This is a genomic window from Ohessyouella blattaphilus (assembly GCF_024721265.1).
GTDB classification, from domain to species: Bacteria; Bacillota; Clostridia; order Lachnospirales; family Lachnospiraceae; genus Aequitasia; species Aequitasia blattaphilus_A.
Genome location: NZ_JAMXOC010000002.1, coordinates 260081 through 279252 on the forward strand (window position 1 = coordinate 260081; position 19172 = coordinate 279252).

At 42.5% G+C, this 19172-nt stretch carries 17 protein-coding genes; 2 read left to right on the top strand and 15 right to left on the bottom strand.

Translation table 11 applies throughout. The features are described from left to right. Window positions 1-111 precede the first annotated feature (111 nt). The 10 genes from rpsA to NHH16_RS03495 all read right to left on the bottom strand — a co-directional run bounded on the left by rpsA (window position 112) and on the right by NHH16_RS03495 (window position 10278). Window positions 112-1365, bottom strand: a complete 1254-nt coding sequence (gene rpsA, locus NHH16_RS03450; RefSeq protein WP_262068202.1) for a 30S ribosomal protein S1 — start codon at window positions 1363-1365, stop codon at window positions 112-114. Further along, complete coding sequence (gene ispH / locus NHH16_RS03455) at window positions 1353-2204, bottom strand: 4-hydroxy-3-methylbut-2-enyl diphosphate reductase (RefSeq protein ID WP_262068203.1); 852 nt, start codon at window positions 2202-2204, stop codon at window positions 1353-1355. Before ispH ends, rpsA begins: the two co-directional genes overlap by 13 nt. Further along, the gene (gene cmk, locus NHH16_RS03460) at window positions 2204-2869 is read right to left on the bottom strand and encodes a (d)CMP kinase (protein ID WP_262068204.1); all 666 of its coding nucleotides are present in this window, start codon (window positions 2867-2869) and stop codon (window positions 2204-2206) included. The genes ispH and cmk overlap by 1 nt, the downstream gene beginning before the upstream one ends. Further along, entirely contained in the window at window positions 2859-4112 is a 1254-nt protein-coding gene (locus tag NHH16_RS03465) for a BaiN/RdsA family NAD(P)/FAD-dependent oxidoreductase (RefSeq protein WP_316043921.1), read from the bottom strand. The genes cmk and NHH16_RS03465 overlap by 11 nt, the downstream gene beginning before the upstream one ends. Beyond that, entirely contained in the window at window positions 4102-5022 is a 921-nt protein-coding gene (locus NHH16_RS03470) for a MurR/RpiR family transcriptional regulator (RefSeq protein WP_262068205.1), read from the bottom strand. Before NHH16_RS03470 ends, NHH16_RS03465 begins: the two co-directional genes overlap by 11 nt. Beyond that, window positions 5009-5794 carry a ubiquitin family protein gene (locus NHH16_RS03475; RefSeq protein ID WP_262068206.1) on the bottom strand — a complete coding sequence of 262 codons (786 nt, stop codon included), beginning with the start codon at window positions 5792-5794 and terminating at the stop codon, window positions 5009-5011. Before NHH16_RS03475 ends, NHH16_RS03470 begins: the two co-directional genes overlap by 14 nt. Window positions 5795-5890: 96 nt before the next feature. Further along, window positions 5891-7003 (bottom strand): phosphotransferase enzyme family protein, encoded by a 1113-nt coding sequence (locus tag NHH16_RS03480; protein WP_262068207.1) that lies wholly within the window; start codon window positions 7001-7003, stop codon window positions 5891-5893. A 49-nt stretch (window positions 7004-7052) separates the two neighbouring features. Beyond that, window positions 7053-7943 (bottom strand): carbohydrate ABC transporter permease, encoded by an 891-nt coding sequence (locus NHH16_RS03485; RefSeq protein WP_262068208.1) that lies wholly within the window; start codon window positions 7941-7943, stop codon window positions 7053-7055. 15 nt (window positions 7944-7958) lie between these two features. Then, window positions 7959-8864: a carbohydrate ABC transporter permease gene (locus NHH16_RS03490; protein WP_262068209.1), complete on the bottom strand. Its 906-nt coding sequence runs from the start codon at window positions 8862-8864 to the stop codon at window positions 7959-7961. Window positions 8865-8970: 106 nt separating this feature from the next. Continuing rightward, window positions 8971-10278, bottom strand: a complete 1308-nt coding sequence (locus NHH16_RS03495; protein WP_262068210.1) for an ABC transporter substrate-binding protein — start codon at window positions 10276-10278, stop codon at window positions 8971-8973. 203 nt (window positions 10279-10481) lie between these two features. Between NHH16_RS03495 and NHH16_RS03500 the strand changes: the two genes are divergently transcribed. Both NHH16_RS03500 and gnpA read left to right on the top strand, forming a co-directional pair. After that, window positions 10482-11396, top strand: coding sequence for an AraC family transcriptional regulator (locus NHH16_RS03500; protein ID WP_262068211.1), 915 nt, complete (start codon window positions 10482-10484; stop codon window positions 11394-11396). 117 nt (window positions 11397-11513) lie between these two features. Continuing rightward, entirely contained in the window at window positions 11514-13679 is a 2166-nt protein-coding gene (gene gnpA, locus NHH16_RS03505) for a 1,3-beta-galactosyl-N-acetylhexosamine phosphorylase (protein ID WP_262068212.1), read from the top strand. A gap of 52 nt (window positions 13680-13731) precedes the next feature. Here the strand turns inward: gnpA and NHH16_RS03510 are convergent, their stop codons facing one another. Genes NHH16_RS03510 through NHH16_RS03530 form a run of 5 tightly spaced genes read right to left on the bottom strand, consistent with a single transcriptional unit; the run spans window position 13732 to window position 18992 of the window. Next, complete coding sequence (locus NHH16_RS03510) at window positions 13732-15147, bottom strand: oxaloacetate decarboxylase subunit alpha (RefSeq protein ID WP_262068213.1); 1416 nt, start codon at window positions 15145-15147, stop codon at window positions 13732-13734. A gap of 16 nt (window positions 15148-15163) precedes the next feature. Next, window positions 15164-16315: a sodium ion-translocating decarboxylase subunit beta gene (locus NHH16_RS03515; RefSeq protein ID WP_262068214.1), complete on the bottom strand. Its 1152-nt coding sequence runs from the start codon at window positions 16313-16315 to the stop codon at window positions 15164-15166. Between the two features lie 34 nt (window positions 16316-16349). Further along, window positions 16350-16736, bottom strand: a complete 387-nt coding sequence (locus NHH16_RS03520; protein ID WP_262068215.1) for a biotin/lipoyl-containing protein — start codon at window positions 16734-16736, stop codon at window positions 16350-16352. A gap of 25 nt (window positions 16737-16761) precedes the next feature. Further along, a complete protein-coding gene (locus tag NHH16_RS03525) occupies window positions 16762-17538 on the bottom strand; it encodes an OadG family transporter subunit (protein ID WP_262068216.1) in 777 nt (258 codons plus the stop codon). A gap of 14 nt (window positions 17539-17552) precedes the next feature. Next, window positions 17553-18992, bottom strand: a complete 1440-nt coding sequence (locus NHH16_RS03530) for an acyl-CoA carboxylase subunit beta (protein WP_262068217.1) — start codon at window positions 18990-18992, stop codon at window positions 17553-17555. Between the last annotated feature and the right edge of the window lie 180 nt (window positions 18993-19172).

The window sequence follows — 19172 nt, forward strand, 5'->3', positions numbered from 1 at the left end:
GCAAGTAAAATGTATCAGAAATATTATATCACGTCAAAAAAAATGATACAATAATCATCTTGAACACAAAAAAGAGCAGGTTATAACGCCTGCTCTTTTGCAAAATCAAAATTATTCTTCTGTAGTCTCTTCAGCAACTTCTTCAGCTAAAAGTTCTTCATCAACTACTTCACAGCTTCCTGCTGGTCCAACGGCACCCTCAGAAGTCTCATTACAGAATGGAGCGTCTCCTGCTGGTTCTGGATCTGCGGCATCAGAAGCTGAGCCTTCTCCTACTTCACCAGTAAATTCTGGTGATTCCTCTGGTGCTGGTGCGGATTCTAAAGCTTTCATGCTTAAGCTAATCTTCTTCTCGTCAGCATTAACATCAACGATTTTCGCTTCGATTTGTTGATTAATCTTAAGAACGTCAGATGGCTTTTCAACGTGATCCTTAGAGATCTGTGATACGTGAAGTAACGCATCGATTCCTGGTGCCAATTCAACAAAGGCTCCAAAATCAGTCATTCTTGCTACTCTACCAGATACTACCTTGCCAACTGCGAAATCTTCTTTCGCATTTTCCCATGGATTTTCATCTGGGAACTTAAGGCTAAGGGCTACCTTCGTATCGTTAATATCTTTAATCAGAACGCGAAGTTCTTGACCTTCTTTAAAGACTTTCTTCGGATTGTCTACACGGCCCCAGCTCATCTCTGAGATGTGAAGTAGACCATCTACGCCACCAAGGTCAACAAACGCTCCAAAGTCGGTTACATTCTTAACCACACCATCAACGGTATCGCCGATGTTAAGAGTTGCTAACACTTCTTTTTGCTTAGCTGCTCTTTCTTTCACAAGTAGCTGTCTTCTATCACCGATTACCCGGTTTCTGCGAGGGTTAAATTCGCTAATGACGAATTCAATCTCTTGATCTTTGTACTTATTTAAGTCCTTCTCATACGTATCAGATACAAGACTTGCAGGAATGAATACTCTCGCTTCGTCTACAGTTACGGTAATACCGCCACCTAAAATCTGATCAACTTTAGCCGTTAGAACCGTTCCGGCCTCGGCTGCTTCTCTAAGAACCTCTAAGCCCTTCTCAGCAGCTAAACGCTTGTAGGTAAGGAGAACTTGTCCGTCGCCATCATTTACTTTCAAGACTTTTACAGTCATTACTTCGCCAACTTTAATCACATCTGTTAAGTCAACGTTTGGCTCATTTGTATATTCACTGCGTGTTAAGATACCGTCTGCTTTGTAACCTATATTTAAAATAGCTTCCTCAGGCTTAACGTCAATGACAGTGCCATCCACTACCTCTCCATTTCTTATAGTTTTAAATGATTCTTCTAACATTTGTTCAAAAGTCATATCTGACATCCTTTTTGAACCTCCTCTATTGTTTTGTTAGGCGTGGATGCCCCTGCAGTAATTCCTAGAACATTAATGTCTTTAAGCTTTGTCTTATCAAGATCCCTGATGGTCTGTACAAAAAAAGTCTTCTCACAGGTGTCCTTACATATTTCAAATAACTTCTGACTGTTCGAACTATGCATGTCGCCAATCACAATCATGGCGTCCACTCTACTTGCAATCTCTCTTGCCTCGGCCTGTCTTTCTCTTGTTGCCGAACAAATTGTGTTGCAAACACTTACATTGTACCCTTTTCCTAAAATTATTTCAACTAATTCTTTGAATTTATTGTGATTAAAAGTTGTTTGGGCAACGATTGTCACCTTCTGGCTTTTATCCTCTAGGGTAAAGGCCCGCGCCTTCGCTTCGTCGCTGATGATTTCAATCTTCTCATCCCCCCAGCCTCTGATGCCTTCCACTTCAGGGTGAGCAGGATTTCCGATAATGATTACGAACTCTCCTTGAGCCGTCTTTTCTGCGACGATGTTATGAATTCGTTTTACAAAAGGACACGTACCATCTACGTAATGGATTTTTCGCTCCTCTAGCAAATCGTAAACCTTTTTTGGAACCCCGTGAGAACGAATAATCACCGTCCCCTCTTTAACGCCAGCTAAAGCCTCTAAACCATCAATAATCCGGACGCCCTTTGCTTTAAAATCATCATTTACAATTTCGTTATGAATAATCGGACCATACGTATAGATCGGACGATTTTCTCCCTTTCTAAGCTCTTCATAGACTAAGTTAACAGCTTTTTCAACACCAAAGCAAAACCCAGCGCTCTTAGCGGTAATTATCTCCATTACATCACCTCGTCAATATATCCTTCGATCCTAGCCACTACTTCTGCAATCGTCATCCGGGAACTATCAACTAAGTGAGCATCTTCGGCCTGCTTTAGTGGAGCAATCTCTCGGTGCATATCCTGGTAGTCCCGCTGCTCAATATCTGCTTCTATTTGGGAGAGTTCTGGTTGCTCACCTTTTTTTATTAGTTCTTGATAGCGGCGATTTGCTCGTTCGAAGACACTGGCTGTTAAGTAAATCTTTACCTGAGCCTCCGGTAAAACAAAGGTACCAATATCGCGACCATCCATGACTACGTCGTTTTTAGAAGCGATATCTTTTTGTAAATCTAAAAGTTTGGCTCGCACTTCTTTAATCGCACTTATTTTTGAAGCGATGTTCCCTACCTCTTCCCTGCGAATCTCCTTGCTAACGTTTTTGCCATTAGCAAGGACCTGTTGCTCCCCTGCTTCGTACGCAAGCTCTACGTTCACCTCTGGCAGATGCTTAGTAACCGCTTCTTTATCATTCGTATCCACACCGGCTTGTAATAAAGAGTATCCTAGGGCCCGGTAGAGGGCTCCCGTATCTACATAGATAAAACCTCTATTTTTTGCTACCATTTTGGCAATGGTGCTTTTACCCGCTCCTGCTGGGCCATCAATTGCCACATTAAATCCCATTTTCTTCTCCTTTCGCAGCACTGATTCCCGCTTGATACCCAGTTGACCAAGCGATTTGGAGGTTGAATCCACCAGTCAGCGCATCTACATCTATTACTTCACCGGCAAAATATAGACCGGTAATCTTCTTCGTCTCTAAAGTACTTGGATTAAGTTCTTTTACATCAACACCGCCGGCGGTAATAATCGCTTCTTTAAACGGTCGCGGCCTTGTTACCGTCATCTTAACGTTTTTGATATAGGTTACTAGCTCTTGGCGCATCTCCTTCGTAATCTCATTTACCACCTGATCGCCTCTAATAGGCCCTTCACTTAGCAGTACCGGTACGAATTTCGCCGGAAACAGCGCCGTAATCACATTTTTAAACTGCTTATTAAGGCCGGCTTCAAATTCTCGCAGAATCCGTTTGTCCAGTTGCTCTTCGGAAAGCGCTGGTTTTAAATCAAGGCTAAAGGTAAGCTCCTGCCCACTTAACGCCTTGCTGCACGCACTACTGCCGCTTAAGACAATGGGCCCGCTAATTCCGTAATGGGTAAATAACATTTCCCCAAACTCTTGATAAAGTACTTTCCCTTTTGCTAGGAAGGTACCTTTTACATTCTTAAGGGATAACCCTTGCAAAAGGGGAACCCAAGGATCTCTTACTTCAAGGCCAACTAACGCCGGTCTCGGAGAAACTACCTTTAATCCCCGTTCTTTAGCAAACTTATAGCCGTCCCCTGTGGAACCGGTAGATTCGTATGAGCACCCACCAGTAGCAATGATACAGCTATCGCCAAAGTATTCCTTTTCTCTTGTAGAAAGAGACTTAAAAGCATCTTCTTGGTAATTAAGACTAGTAACCTCACTCCCCAGTAGGATCTTCACATTTTGCTTACGAAGCTCTCGCTCCAAAGCTTTAATTACATCGGAAGAACGATCACTTGCGGGAAATACCCGCTCCCCTCGCTCTTCCTTTAGCGACAGACCTAAGCTTTCAAAAAAGGCCATCACCTGAAAATTATCAAAGCTATAAAAGCTACTGTACATAAACTTCTTATTGGAAATCACCTGTTCAAAAAAAGCTTCACTCTCACAGCCATTAGTTAAGTTACAGCGACCTTTCCCAGTAATAAAAAGCTTCTTTCCCAGCTTTTCATTCTTTTCGAAAATGGTAACCGCAGCCCCTTCTCTAGCCGCGCTAATTCCCGCTATCATTCCGGCAGCGCCGCCACCAATTATCAATACTTCCTTACTCTTCACGATCTTCTCCTGGATTCAAATCCAACCGATCGGCCACCCGATTCAGCTCCTCTTTATTATAAACCTGGTATTCATCCCAGATATCCTCTAAGGTTTCTAGAGTCCTAACCACCTCGTCTTGCTTCTTCATACAAAGGGCTACCACAAGGGCGTTGATTACGCTTAATGGGGCAACTAGTGAATCCACAATCGAAATCATATCGCTTCTGGCAATTAAATTGCAGGACGAATACATAGTAATCGGCGAACGAGCGCTATCGGTAATGGCAATTACCTTGGCCTTACGGTTGCAGGCAAACTCTAACGCCTTTAAGGTTCGCATCGAATAGCGGGGAAAAGAAATGCCGATAATCACATCTTCCTCGCTAATGCGAATCATCTGCTCAAAAATCTCACTGGCGCTATTGGTATTAATTAAGGTCACCTGATCACAGGCCAAATGGAGATAAAAATTGAGAAAACCTGCTAAAGGCGCACAGCTACGAATCCCGATAATATAAATCTTTCTTGCCTTTAAGATGGTATCCACCGCCAGTTCAAAAGCCTCATGGTCAATATTTGCCATAGTCTGCTTAATCTTATCGATGTCGGCGTGGAGGACACTATCGAGAATCTCTTTTTCCGTAATCCGCCCGTAGGTAACTTCCATGCGCTGAATGGAATTAAGCTTTGTCCGTACCAATTCCCCTAATGCCTTTTGTAACTCCGGATAACCGCTGAAGCCCAGCGTGGTAGCAAAGCGAACCACCGTGGACTCGCTGACACCTACTTCTTTCCCCACTCGCGCCGCCGTCATAAAGGCCGCTTTATCGTAATTCTTCTCATAGAAATCGGCTAGCCGCTTTTGACCCTTGCTAAATTTGGCGTAGCCGTCTTCCATCTGTTCTAGTAAGTTGTTATCTCTTGACATGTTTCACACTCCAACCCAGTATCATCATTAAACATAAAAAAACTAACAGAACAACCGAAGTCCCCTCCGTAGCATCACCTGTTCGCACGCCCCCGCCATTCATACTCACCTGCGGACTAGACGGATTGCTGGTATCGCCCGTTGGTGGCACATCTTCCGCAACCGGCTCTTCCGCAACCGGCTCTTCCGCAACCGGCTCTTCGCTAGCGCTACTGACCTTAATCGTAATCGCCTTTTGGGAAATCACTGTTTCGTTAGATGAAAGTTGAATATTCGTGCTGTATTCACCAATGCTAAGACCTTTCTTGACTTTTAAGTTAATCTTATAACTATCATAGCCTACTTCTAATTTGCCTTCATAAGAATTATCAAGTGACGCAATACATCCCTCTGGTATATTAGCTGAAATAACAACATATTCGTAGTCGCCTTCGTGATAATTGTCAAGAAGCTCAATCACTTCAAGACCATCGATAGCATTTCTAAGCACGAGATGAAGGGTGGATTCTTTTTGAATATTGTAATCGGATAATGTTTTACCTTCCTCTAACTGTTTGCCCGCAAATATTAATCTTTGTTGTATTGGAAGAATCCCTTCCTTTTCTTGAATCTTAGATTTAATACTATCAATAGTATCGGTCGGCTCTACCTCTAGCGTAATCGTTTTCCCTGTTAGAGTTTTTACAAATATCTGCATCGCTTGCAATGGCGTCACCAGAATCATGGCACAGATAAGAGCTACGACCGGTATTAATTTAACTTTATAACTCATCGGCTTCCACCTCCTTTTTCATCTTAGAAGTATAACATAATTACTATAAAAAAACGAGACTTCCCAAAAACGAAAGTCTCGTACTCATTCTGTAGTTTAACTATACTTTTTTACAATCTCTTGCATAATCTCCCATTTCGCTTCCATATCCTCTACTAATTTAAACTGCGTTCGACAGCGATCTAGATTATGCCCTTCCCGGTGCGTCTTAAAATAAATATCTCCTTGTAAATAATCGGTCAAAAAGCGAACACCGCATTCATACGTCATCACTTTTGCTCCCATAGGCAAGGATTCGATTTCTTGCGGAGTAAGTTTACCGCCACACCCTTTTATAAAGCCTTTTGTAAACAACGCAAATAACTCCATATCACAAGCGACCTTTGTTAAATCTTGCTCGTCTTCCACTGCTGTGCTTGCACCGAAGCGTATGGCGTCACCAAAGTCGTTGACTGCAAGCCCCGGCATCACGGTATCTAAATCAATAACACAAATGCCATGACCTGTTTTATTATCAATCATAATATTGTTGAATTTTGTATCATTATGGGTCACTCGTAAAGGCAAATCACCTATTAATAATAACTCTCCTAAATAGTTTCCTAACTCTTCCCGTTCAAGGGCAAAAGCGATTTCATTCTGAACGAAAGCCGCTCTTCCCATTATATCAGACTCGATAGCTCTTTTAAGCGCTACCACTCTAGCCCTAGTATCGTGGAAGCCTTTAATCGTTTCGTGTAGTGTATCCGCTTGGTAACCATCCAATAGATACTGAAAATTACCGAAAGCAACCGCGCTTTCATAAAAATGCTCTGGCTTTTCTACAACATCATAACTCGTTGCATCTGTTATATATTTATACGAGCGCCAATAATCACCTTCAGAGTCTACATAATAGGGCTGTTCACTAATCGTTGGAATCACATTCAGCGTTTCCCGTTCTGGATTGCCTCCGTGTTCGATAATTCGCTCTCGCAGATAAGTCGTCACTCCAACGATGTTCTCCATTAATTCCACCGGTTTTAAAAAAACTTCATTATTCATCCGCTGTAAGATCACTTTAATCTGGCCCATTTCGGCAATTTCATACACCAGCAAAAAAGTATCGTTGATATGACCACTGCCATACAGGCCTTCGTAAATAAGAGTACCTTCAAACTGAAAATTCTCTCTTACCTCCTTCAGCCTTTCTTTTGTTATCTCCTGCATTCGTTAATCCTCCCACAGATTATCTGGGTAGATACCTTCCATTTTTCTTTTACCCCTTTATGCCGCCTGTAATACCGGAAATAATTTTCTCTGATAAGAAAATGTATAAAATAAAGGTTGGCAAAAAAACAATTACAACTGCCGCAAACATCCCTGCCCAATTGCCGGTATACTGCATGGACTGCAACATTCCGTATAGACCTACTGCTACCGGGCGTAACTCATCACTATTGGCGAAAATCAGAGATAAGAAATACTCGTTCCAGATATTGATAAAGTTAAAAATGGTAACGGTTACAATGCCTGACTGTGCCATTGGAAACATAATTCGCCAAAACGTCTTCATCGGCGGACATCCGTCAATTGCCGCCGCCTCTTCATACGTGCGCGAAATATTACTGAAAAAAGTAAGTAGAAAAATTGTTGTATAGGGAATGTTTATTCCCACGTATAAAAGGATTAATACCCCTTTTGTCGCCAAAACATTATTCAAAATACCCAGATTTGCTACAACACCAAATAAAGGAAGTACAATCATCGTTATCGGTACACCCATTGCCGAAACAAAACCCGTCTGTATCACCTTGTTGGCAATAAACTTGAATCGTGATAAAACATAAGCTGCCGGTGCACATATCAAAATCAGCAAGGTACATGAAATCAAGGAGTAAACCAATGAATTTGAAAAGAAGGTGGCCACATTCGAAGAACCCCAAGCCTTTGCATAATTTTCAAAGTGTAAGCCACTCGGGAACTTCAATGTATTTCCTGCAAAAATATCACTAGTGGTGGAAAGACTCGCTGCCAAAATCCACCCTAATAACATAAACGTAAAAATTACCCAAATCAGAATAATAAGATATCCAGGAGTGAGTTTTAATTCCTTCTTCCAGTTAATCTTTTCTCTTTTTTTCTTTTCTTTCATATTTTTTCCAGCCATTATCACCCCTCCTTCCTACAATTCCAAATCGTCATCTTTAAGTAGTTTATTACATATAGTAAAGATTAGAACAACACACAGACTTAGAATAATTCCAATCGCTGCGCCATAACCAGCATTTCGGTCCGTTACCGCATTTCCTGCACCAAAGGTGTGCATATACATATATTGAACCGGAACTAGCGTAGATTTATCGGCGGTAACATTTGAAAATAGTTGTGACCATACAAAGAAAGCCGCCGAGCTTACTGTCCACATGGTAATATTCGTTTTAAAGACCCCTTTCAAAAGAGGTAAAGTAATATAGCGAAATTTTTGTACTATATTTGCGCCATCAATAGTTGCTGCTTCATATAATTCTGGACTAATCCTCTCAATTCCGCTCATCCAAATCAACATATGATAGCCAACCATTCCGAAGCAATATGCAAAAAGCAGAGCCCAAAACTTATGAGCTGTATCAAGCCACGGTGTTGCAGCTAAACTTTTTAAGCCTAAGGCTTCGAAAAAGGATTTCAATAGTCCAAACTTTGAACTATACACATACTGTAGCCACATGGTTGCTAGGGCTACCGCACTAACAATATTCGGCAGATAGATAATCGCTCTAAAAAACTTTTTCCCGCGAATGCCACTGGTTAAGATTACCGCAAAGAGTAGCGAGAGCGTCATAACGATTACCCCACCAATCGCCCAAATTTTTAGAATGTTATACATCGCCGTCTTGAAAATAGCTGTAGAAAATAGCTTTTGGAAGTTGCCAAGACCGACAAATTCCCACAAATCCATCGCATCCGTCACCGAGTCAATCTTATAAAGACTCATCATCACCGTTCTAATAATCGGATACAGAAACACTATGAGGAAAATTACGACTGCTGGCGTTAGGAATGCCACTATCATCCCTTTATTCTTCTTCATTCAATCTCCTCCTACCCTCTTTTTAAAGAGACAAGCAGGTGAAGATGGTTTTCCCCTAACCACCTGCCACCTGCTTATTTACTATATAATTATATTATTCATTATCTTATTGACCAGCAGCTTCTTTCATCGCTTTTACAAACTGCGCACCGTCAAGCTCTCCACCTGCTAACTTGATGGTATTCTCTTTAAGCGCTGGGGTCAAATCGTTATTATTTTCCACGCCTGCCGCCCAGTCATAATACTTCGTTGTGGCATCAAAGCCTGCTTTAACACCTTCTAACTCTACTGGCCAATTGTCTGCATTTTCTTTATCTGCTGGAATACACATAGCATCAGATACGAAGGCTTTGTCTGTGTCGCCAGTCACCAAATATTCAATGAGTTTAAATGCTTCTTCAGGCATCTTACTATCTTTATTGATGGCAAAGACTTGATTAGCAATGTTATTTGCAGTATTATCGTCCGTTCCCTCCGGTACCGTTGGATAATTGAAGTATCCCCATACCAAATCATCCGCTACGGATTCTTTTGCTTCATTAGGTAACCATGAACCACAGATTACGATAGCCGCCTCACCTGGTGCAAACTCTTGATTTTGTCCAGCTGGATATGCGTTCGTCGTAATGTTTTTAGAGAAATAACCCTTCTTCGCAAAATCCGCAAAACTTTCAGCGGCTGCAAGTACTTTCGGGTCGTCCCAAGTCACGCTTACGCCATTTACCTCTTCACCCATAACCAAGGATTTCACCCCATCTTGACCTAAGTATTTTGCTAAATGAATTCCAATATACGGTGTCATGTAAGCATCATCAGCAGTAATCGGTGTGATTCCGGCATCCAAAAGCTTTGCACAAGCCTCATCAAACTCCTCCCAAGTCTCAGGTGCCCCTTCTACTCCCGCCTTATCAAATAAGGTTTTGTTGTAGAACATACCGAAGATAGATGGCTGATACGGAATTGAGTGCAAGGTTTCATCCCCATCATGTGTCTGCCCATAAGCATTACGGGCGATAGCCATTAAGGATTCTACACCGTGGGTCGCCTCATAGTCAGCTGCCAAATCTTCTAAATCTAATAGATACTTTCCCCAAGTTCCGTTTACACGATTCACATCCTCATCGAAAATGTCTATCGTCTGTTTCGCATCTAGTGCCGGTTGCAAACCTTCACGTTGACCATTGCGTCCTTTGAATTGAACATCAACTTTAATGTCATTTTCTTCTTCGAATTTCGCAATCGCCGCTTTAATTACTTTCGCTTGAGGTTCTTCCTCGCTCCACATTGACCAATACACCAATGTTTTGCCCCCTGATTCAGAACTTCCACCATCGTCAGACTTCTTTCCGCAACCTACGATCATTGCGGCAACCATGACTGTACAAAGTAACACGCTTAAAACTCTCTTTTTCATACTTCATCCTCCTAACATGAACTTTACTTGTTGTCATTAGTGTATTGCAAAATTGCACAAGTTTCTTTATCTTATTTACTCATTATTTTGCATTATTAGCTTTTTATATCTTGTTTTTTCTGCAAATTATCTTATAATTAAATTTATCACTGGTAATAATGCACAATCTCATTACATTTATTTATATTAGGAGGTATCGCTCTATGGCTTATGAAGGTGTCACTCTAAAGAGCTCGATTAATCTAGGGAAAATATATAGTATCCACTACTTTGAATACATGAGTGATTTTTCTTTTGAAGGTGAATCCCATGATTTTTGGGAATTCATATGCGTCGACAAAGGTGAAGTCGGTGTTCGCTTTGGCGACGATTTCAAAATCCTTAAAAGAGGTGAAATCGCCTTCCATCCACCTAACGAATTTCACAATGTTAAGGCCACCGGCGAAATTGCCCCAAATCTCGTGGTTATCTCTTTTGACTGCCACGATAAGGTGCTAGATTTTTTCCGCCACAAGACGCTACGTATCGATGAAACGGAACGGAATTTACTTGCAGACATTATTATTGAGGCTAGGCGCTGCTTTGATTGCCGTCTTGATGATCCCTATTTGCAAAACATGCCGCAAAAGGATCCCGATGCTTTTGGCGCCGAGCAATTAATCAACATAAACCTGCATCACTTTTTGATTCATCTAATTCGTCGTTATTCAAACCCCATCGTTATCCGCAAAAAACTGCCAACCGCCGTCCCCATAAAGACCACTAAGAAAAAAAGCGACATGGAGACATTCAACCGAATTGTTGACTATTTAGAGGAAAACCTATCCTCTCACCTTACGATTGAAAAGATATGTCAGGATAACTTAATTGGCCGAGCTCTACTTCAGCGAATTTTCAAAGAACAGACTTCACTAGGTATCATTGAATACTTTTCACATATGAAAATTCTAGCTGCTAAACAGATGATTCGCACCAATCAAATGAACTTTACACAAATCGCTGAATGTATGGGTTACACTTCCATTCATTATTTTTCCCGCCAGTTTAAGCAAATCGCAGGAATGACCCCCTCCGATTACGCTTCTTCTATCAAAGCAATGGCTGAAGGAACCTTTTAAACGGAACCTTCAGCTATATTTTTGTGCAAAAAAAATCAACAATCGTGCTATTGTATTCTCCCCTTCTTTTACCTATACTCAAAATATCATTCAATAGTGAAAAATCAGGAGGTTACCATGTCACAAACAAAAGGACGAGTTACGCTTCCAAGTGAAGCCAATTTTCTAAAGGAAACAAAAGAAATCCTTGAGCGCTGGGGTGCTGATGCCATAAGAGACAGCGATGGTACCAAGCTCGACGACGAATTAAAAGCTTTAGATGCCAAGGTATATTCCACTTATTTTGTTACCCGTGGTCACAATGATTTTGCTTCTACTCATCTTGATGAATGTGTCCAAATGCTCCTAATGTCAAAACACAACTTGGCTATTTGCGACACTTTAACGATTGACTTTCTCGATGGTTTTTACAAGGAGCAGGTAGTTGCTGACTATCGCCATGATCCCAAGCGCTATTGGGAAGTAATCGATCGCACGAATAATACGATTGTTGAACCCGATTTATGGACCGTGGATCAAGACACCGACTCGCTTACAATCACTAGTGCCATACCGTTTCATGAATATACGGTTTCCTTCTTCGTCTATATGATTTGGGACCCTACCCAAATGTATAACTACATTACTAATAATTGGCAAGACGTTCCTCACGATATCCCTTTTGACATTCGCCAGCCTCATTCTGCCGCTTTTGCAAAACGCTGCTTAAAAGACTGGTTACAAGAGAACCCGGACACCGATGTTGTTCGCTTTACCACGTTCTTTTATCACTTTACTCTCGTCTTTAATGCCGAGGCAAAAGAAAAATTTGTTGATTGGTTTGGCTACGGTGCAACCGTCTCGATTAAGGCGCTTGCTGAATTCGAAAAAGAATACGGGTATGCTCTACGTCCTGAGGATATCGTCGATAATGGTTACTACAACACCACCTTTTGCGTCCCTTCTAGGAGATACTTAGACTATATGGACTTTATCCAACGGTTTGTAGCCGAAAAGGCGAAAGAACTCGTCGAGCTCGTTCACGATTCTGGCCGTGAAGCCATGATGTTTCTGGGTGATAACTGGATTGGTACCGAGCCTTACGGTCCCTACTTCTCTAGAATCGGCCTTGATGGTGTCGTCGGAAGCGTTGGCGGCGGTGCTACTTTACGACTTATTTCTGATATTTCCGGGGTCAAGTATACCGAAGGACGTTTTCTGCCTTACTTTTTCCCAGATACCTTCTACGAAGGAAATGACCCCTGCATAGAAGCCATCGATAACTGGTTGAGCGCCAGGCGGGCCATTATGCGAAGCCCCGTTGATCGAATCGGTTATGGCGGCTACTTAAGTTTAGCTTACAAATTCCCAAAATTCATTGACTATATCGAAAAGGTCACCGATGAATTTCGGATGATTTACGCAAATGTTAAAGGACAAAAACCTTACTCTGGAGTGAAGGTCGCTATTTTAAATTCCTGGGGAAAGCTGCGTTCTTGGCAAAGTTATATGGTCGCTCATGCTCTCTGGTATAAACAAACGTATTCCTATTTCGGTATTCTTGAAGCTCTAAGCGGCGCTGCCATTGAGACGGTTTTCTTAAGCTTTGATGACATTCGTGAAAACGGAGTTCCCAAAGACGTAGATGTCATTATCAATGCCGGTGATGCTGGTACCGCTTTTTCCGGCGGTGAGAAATGGTGCGATCCCGATTTAGTTACTACCCTTCGCAAATGGGTTTACGAGGGCGGCGGTTTTATCGGTATCGGTGAGCCATCTGCCGTCCAGCACGGCGGACGATTCTTTCAGCTAGCGGATATTCTGGGCGTAGATAAAGAGCTTGGCTTCTCACTTTCTACAGACAAGTATTATACAAAGGCGCTTACTGAGCATTTTATCACTAGTGATGCTCTCACTCCCCTTTCTTTTGGCGAAAGCAAGCAAAGCATTTATGCTCTCTCTGAGGATACAGAAATCATCGAATACTCTAACCATGAAGTTCATCTAGCGGCTAATGCCTACGGCGAGGGAAGAGGCGTATATATCGCTGGTCTCCCTTACAGCTACGAAAACACCCGGCTGTTAATGCGAAGCATTTATTATGCGGCCCATAAGGAAAGAAATTTCCATGTTTGGCAAACCGATAATTTGAACTGCGAAGTACACGCTTATCCGGAGAATAAGAAATATGCCATTCTCAATAATTCCAATGAGACACAAGAAACTAATGTTTACGACGGACAGGGAAAATGTCAATCCCTTACTTTAGCCCCTTGCGAAATCATCTGGAAGGAAATCCATTAAAACGACGAAAGCGACGGCACCTGCCGTCGCTTTTGTCGTTTATCTCTATCCTTTAGACTGGATAACTTTTGTTTTCTGAATCCGCTACTGTTGCATCCACCTTTGTTTGTTGTGCTTCTCTATACTTAAAGAAATCAACCGCTACCTGCGGGAATAGCGCATACGTTAATACGTCTTCATCCTGTTGTGAGTATTGCTCCATTTCTTTGCGAAGCGTATCAAGTTCATCCGGAATTAGATCCGCTGGACGACAAGTGATAATATCAGGGTTATCGCCAAGAACCTTCTTCTGAACTTCTGGATTAAACGGCTTAACGGTAGCTCCGTAGCGACCACTTAAGACATCCTTCGTCTCCTTCGTAGCCATCTTGTAGCGCTCACCGGTCAAGACATTAAATACCGCCTGAGTACCAACGATTTGTGAAGAAGGTGTTACCAGTGGACACTGGCCTAAATCTTCACGTACTCGTGGAACTTCTTCTAGCACTTCGTAGAATTTGTCTGCCGCACCTTGCTCAGCCAACTGCGAAGTAAGGTTGGAAAGCATACCACCTGGCACTTGATATAGAAGAGTTTTGATATCTACACCTAAGTTCTTCGGATTTAACAGACCTGTTTCTAGCGCGTGGTCACGCAGTGGTCTGAAGTAATCAGCAATCTCAGCCAATTTCTTTTGATCAAGCCCAGTATCATAAGGCGTTCCCTTAAAGGTCTCTACCATTACCTCTGTGGCTGGTTGGCTAGTACCAAGAGCAAATGGACTCATTGCTGTATCAATAATATCCGCTCCCGCCTCAACAGCCTTTAAGTAGCTCATTGAGCCGACACCTGAAGTATAGTGAGTATGCATTTCGATTGGTAAGCTTACCGCACCTTTAAGTGCCGTTACAAGCTCTGTCGCTTCGTAAGGAAGTAACAGCCCCGCCATATCCTTAACACAGATACTAGTGGCTCCCATCTCTTCGATTCTTTTTGCCAAATCTACCCAGTAATCTAACGTATATGCATCGCCAAGGGTGTAAGACATCGCCACTTGAGCTTCTGCCTTTTCTTTAATTGCAGCGCTTACAGCGGTCTGTAAGTTGCGCATATCGTTCATACAATCGAAGATACGAATAATGTCAATACCGTTAGCTACTGATTTTTGTACAAAATACTCCACCACGTCGTCAGCGTAAGGACGATAACCAAGAATGTTCTGGCCACGGAAAAGCATCTGTAATTTTGTATTCTTAAAACCGTCCCGGAATTGGCGTAAACGCACCCAAGGATCTTCCTTTAAAAAGCGTAATGACGCATCAAAGGTTGCCCCGCCCCAACACTCTACGGCATGGTATCCGACTTTATCCATCTTATCTACAATCGGTAACATCTCACCGGTAGTCATTCTGGTCGCAATCAAACTCTGATGCGCATCCCGGAGAATGGTCTCGGTAATTTTAACCGGTTTTTTCTGAATTTCTGACATGAAATTTCCTCCTCTTCTATTTAACTCCAAAAATCGCCATAAAGGTACCTGCCGCTACGGCAGTACCGATTACTCCAGCAACGTTTGGTCCCATTGCATGCATTAACAAGAAATTGGTAGGATCGGCCTCTGCTCCCACTTTTTGCGATACTCTCGCCGCCATGGGCACCGCCGAAACACCCGCCGAACCAATTAGTGGGTTCACCTTACCGCCAGTCGCTAAGCACATCAGCTTACCAAATAGTACACCGGCCGCCGTTCCAAAGGCGAAGGCCACTAAGCCTAAAACGACAATTTTGATTGTATCCCAGTTAAGGAAAGCTTCGGCACTGGTGGTGGCCCCAACTGAGGTTCCCAGCAAGATAACTACGATGTACATCAAAGCATTTGAAGCCGTCTCGGTTAACTGTCTAACCACACCTGATTCCTTAAATAAGTTTCCAAGCATTAGCATACCTACAAGAGGAGCCGTCGTCGGTAAAATCGTACACACGACAATCGTTACGATAATCGGGAATAAAATCGCTTCTAACTTCGTAACTGGACGGAGTTGTTCCATTTTAATCTCCCGCTCTTTCTTCGTTGTCAAAAGTTTCATAATCGGTGGTTGGATAATCGGCACTAAAGACATATAGGAATAGGCTGCAACCGCAATCGGTCCCATAATATCCGTTTGGCCTAGTTTTCCGGCTAAGAAAATCGAAGTCGGTCCGTCAGCACCGCCGATAATTGAAATTGCGGCCGCCGCTTTATCCGAGAACCCTAAGGCCATCGCCCCAAGATACGCGGAAAAAATACCAAATTGAGCGGCTGCCCCTAGTAAAAAGCTCTTAGGATTAGCAATCAACGGACGGAAATCCGTCATCGCTCCTACCCCTAAGAAGATTAAGGATGGTAGAATCGCCCACTCATCTAATAAGTAAAAGTAATATAATAACCCGCCCACACCATTTTCCGAATCATGAGTAGAAGTCATGATGCCTGGGAAGATATTAACCAGCAACATACCAAAAGCAATCGGCACTAAAAGTAAAGGCTCGAACTCATGGCGTATTGCCAGATATAGGAAAAGACATGCAACACCTATCATCACCACATTACCGATGGATAGGTTTAGAAAAGCTGTCTGCTGCACGAGGTTTCCTAATGTATTCATAATGTAATCCATTTTTTAACCTCCAGTCGTTAAAACTTGCTCGTCATTAATTTAAAGTGGCAAGTACGCCGCCGGCTTCCACTGCATCACCTACGCCTACGTTCACACTTGCTACCGTTCCATCTTCCGGAGCTACGACGGGAATTTCCATCTTCATCGCTTCGATAATGATAACCGGATCACCCTTTTTTACTGCTGTACCAACAGCTGCTTCTACTTTAAATACTTTTCCGGCCGCACCGGCTTTCACTTCGATTCCACCGGCATTTGCAGGAGCCGCTGCCGGAGCTACTGGAGCTGCTGCTGGAGCCACAGGCGCAGCTGGTGCTACTGGTGCCACGGCTACAGGTGCCACTGGTGCTGCACCTGCACCTTTTTCTTCTACGGTTACATCATAAGCAACGCCATTTACTGTAATTGTATAATTTTTCATCTATTTCATTCTCCTTTTCGTTAATTTACCATCTATTACTCGGTCTTCTTCTGATACTGCGAACCACAAAATCGCTGGTGTTCATACCTGTATCTGCAGCGATGGCTGCCGAGATAACCGCAATTAATTCTTTTTCATCTGTTCCTGTACTTGCACTTACAACCGGTGCTACTGGTGCCGCTACCGCTTCCGTAGTTGTCTCAATTTGCTTTTCTTTCTTGCCACTAAAAGCCGCCTGCAACTTAGGAATATATTTCATAAGTGAAATTATAAAGGCGATAAAGATAAGAACCGCAAATACTGTGCCCAAACCTAAAATCGTATTTAGACCAGCCTTCTCAAGAATCTCACCAATTGCGTAAGAAGGGCTTACCGTGGTGCTTTCAAGGGTTCCATTACCGTTAAAGGTAAAGGAAATTTTCGCATCGCGATTTTCAAATTCACCTTGAGTAGAAACTACCATTTTATCAGTAGAGTTTTCAAAGGTGTAGTCGCCGTGTCCCAAAAATTCGCCACATTCTTCTTTCGCTGCCAACCAACCTTTAGCCGACTCTACGTAGCTTGTAGGCGTAAGTGGTAATTGACTTTGATATAGCTGAGAATTAAAAGCAAATTCTTCAATGTTTTCTAATTGTTCTATCTGTTCTTCCGTTATCGAAGGTAGAAGTTGGGTCAGCATAATATCACTAACCTGCTCGTAATAAGCATTATCTTGGGTAGCAACCTCTTCCTTTTTTCCACATGCAGAAAAGCTAACGGCTAAGACTAAGATAGAAACTAGGATACTTAGTTTTCTCTTCACAGTCATTCACCTCTTTACACAGTCCCGTGCTTTTTATAGGGACGGTCTTCTCTTTTCGTTAAAAGCATTTCAAATGCACTTATTACGTATTTGCGAGTATCGGCTGCATCAATCACCTGATCCACATACCCTCTTCTAGCGGCTGCTTCTACATTATCCTGAAGAGCTTCGTACTCTTTCGCTTTTTCTTTCAAATCCTCGCTAGAAGCGTCTGGATACATAACCTTTGCTGCCATATCCGCTTCCATCGTTCCTACCTTAGCATTTGTCCAGGCAAAGACAAGATCTGCTCCTAAAGACTTCGAGTTCATCGCCACATAAGCACTACCGAAGGCTTTGCCCACAATCACATTCACTTTCGGAACACTGGTATTAGCAAAGGCGTAGGTAAGCTTAGCGACAGCTTTCGCTAAAGTCTTCTCACTGCATTTAGAAGCCTTAAAGCCATTTACATTTGTTAAAGTCAAAACAGGGATATTGAAAGCATCGCAGAACTCCACAAAGCTAGCGGCTTTCTTAGCGCCTTTGCTACTAAGAGCAGCGTCAAATTCCTCTGCCACTTCCCCTTGTTCGTTATAGATTTTTGAGCGGTTCGCGGCCACGCCAATGGTCATGCCGTTAAGCTTAATAAAGCCTGTCACCATGTCTTTAGCATACGCTTTCTTGGTTTCGAAAAACACATTATTATCAGATAGTAAGCTGGCGGCCAAGGCACCATCTTCTTTAGACGCTTCTAGATTCGCAATCACGCGATTAAGAACATCCGTGCTTTCACTAAGTGCGGCTTCTTCTTCATTGTTAATAGGAAGCATCGCTACTAATGAACGAATGCTACTAAGAATTTCTGCTTCCGTTCCTACTGCATCCACCACGCCAGTGTTCTCAGCCTGGAACTCTGCAGAAGAGGTATCTTCTTTACTGATTTCATTTCCCGGTAAAGCATTGGGAGAATTAATAAATAACTTCCCTTTTTCGCTTTCCATAAAGGTAAAGTCTGCAAGACCTGCTAGGACTGCTAACCCACCACCACACTTACCAAACACCGCTGTAATCTGAGGAATTACCCCTGAAGCCAGTGCTTGTTTTCTGTAAACTGTACCGAACGCCTCTAAGGCATCGGTGGACTCTTGCAAACGCATTCCCGCACTATCAACGAGACCGATTACTGGAGCTCCCATCTTCATCGCCATATCGTATAAATTAGCGATCTTCTTTGCGTGCATCTCACCCACGGAGCCACCGAGGACGGAAGCATCTTGGGAATAGACGTATACTAGGTTACCATCGATAACTCCATATCCGCACTTAACGCCATCTCCTGCACCGCTGTTTGCTTGAATGTTAAAATCTGTAGCCCGCGCCATAACGCTACCACCTATTTCAACAAAGCTGCCATCATCAAGTAAGGATTTTATCCTACTTTCTGCCGTGTTGCTCATAGTTTGAACCTCCATTTTCTCTCTTTTTCTATAAAAAATGAACCTCTGTTGTATACAAAACATCCAACAGATCATCCAATTTTCGCCAATTTATATTATATATTTTATAAGGTTTTTTATCAACCTTTTTTCGCTACTTTCAGCTCTGAAAGGTAAATCTTTTTATAGTCATTGATTAATGGGATTTTTTAAAAA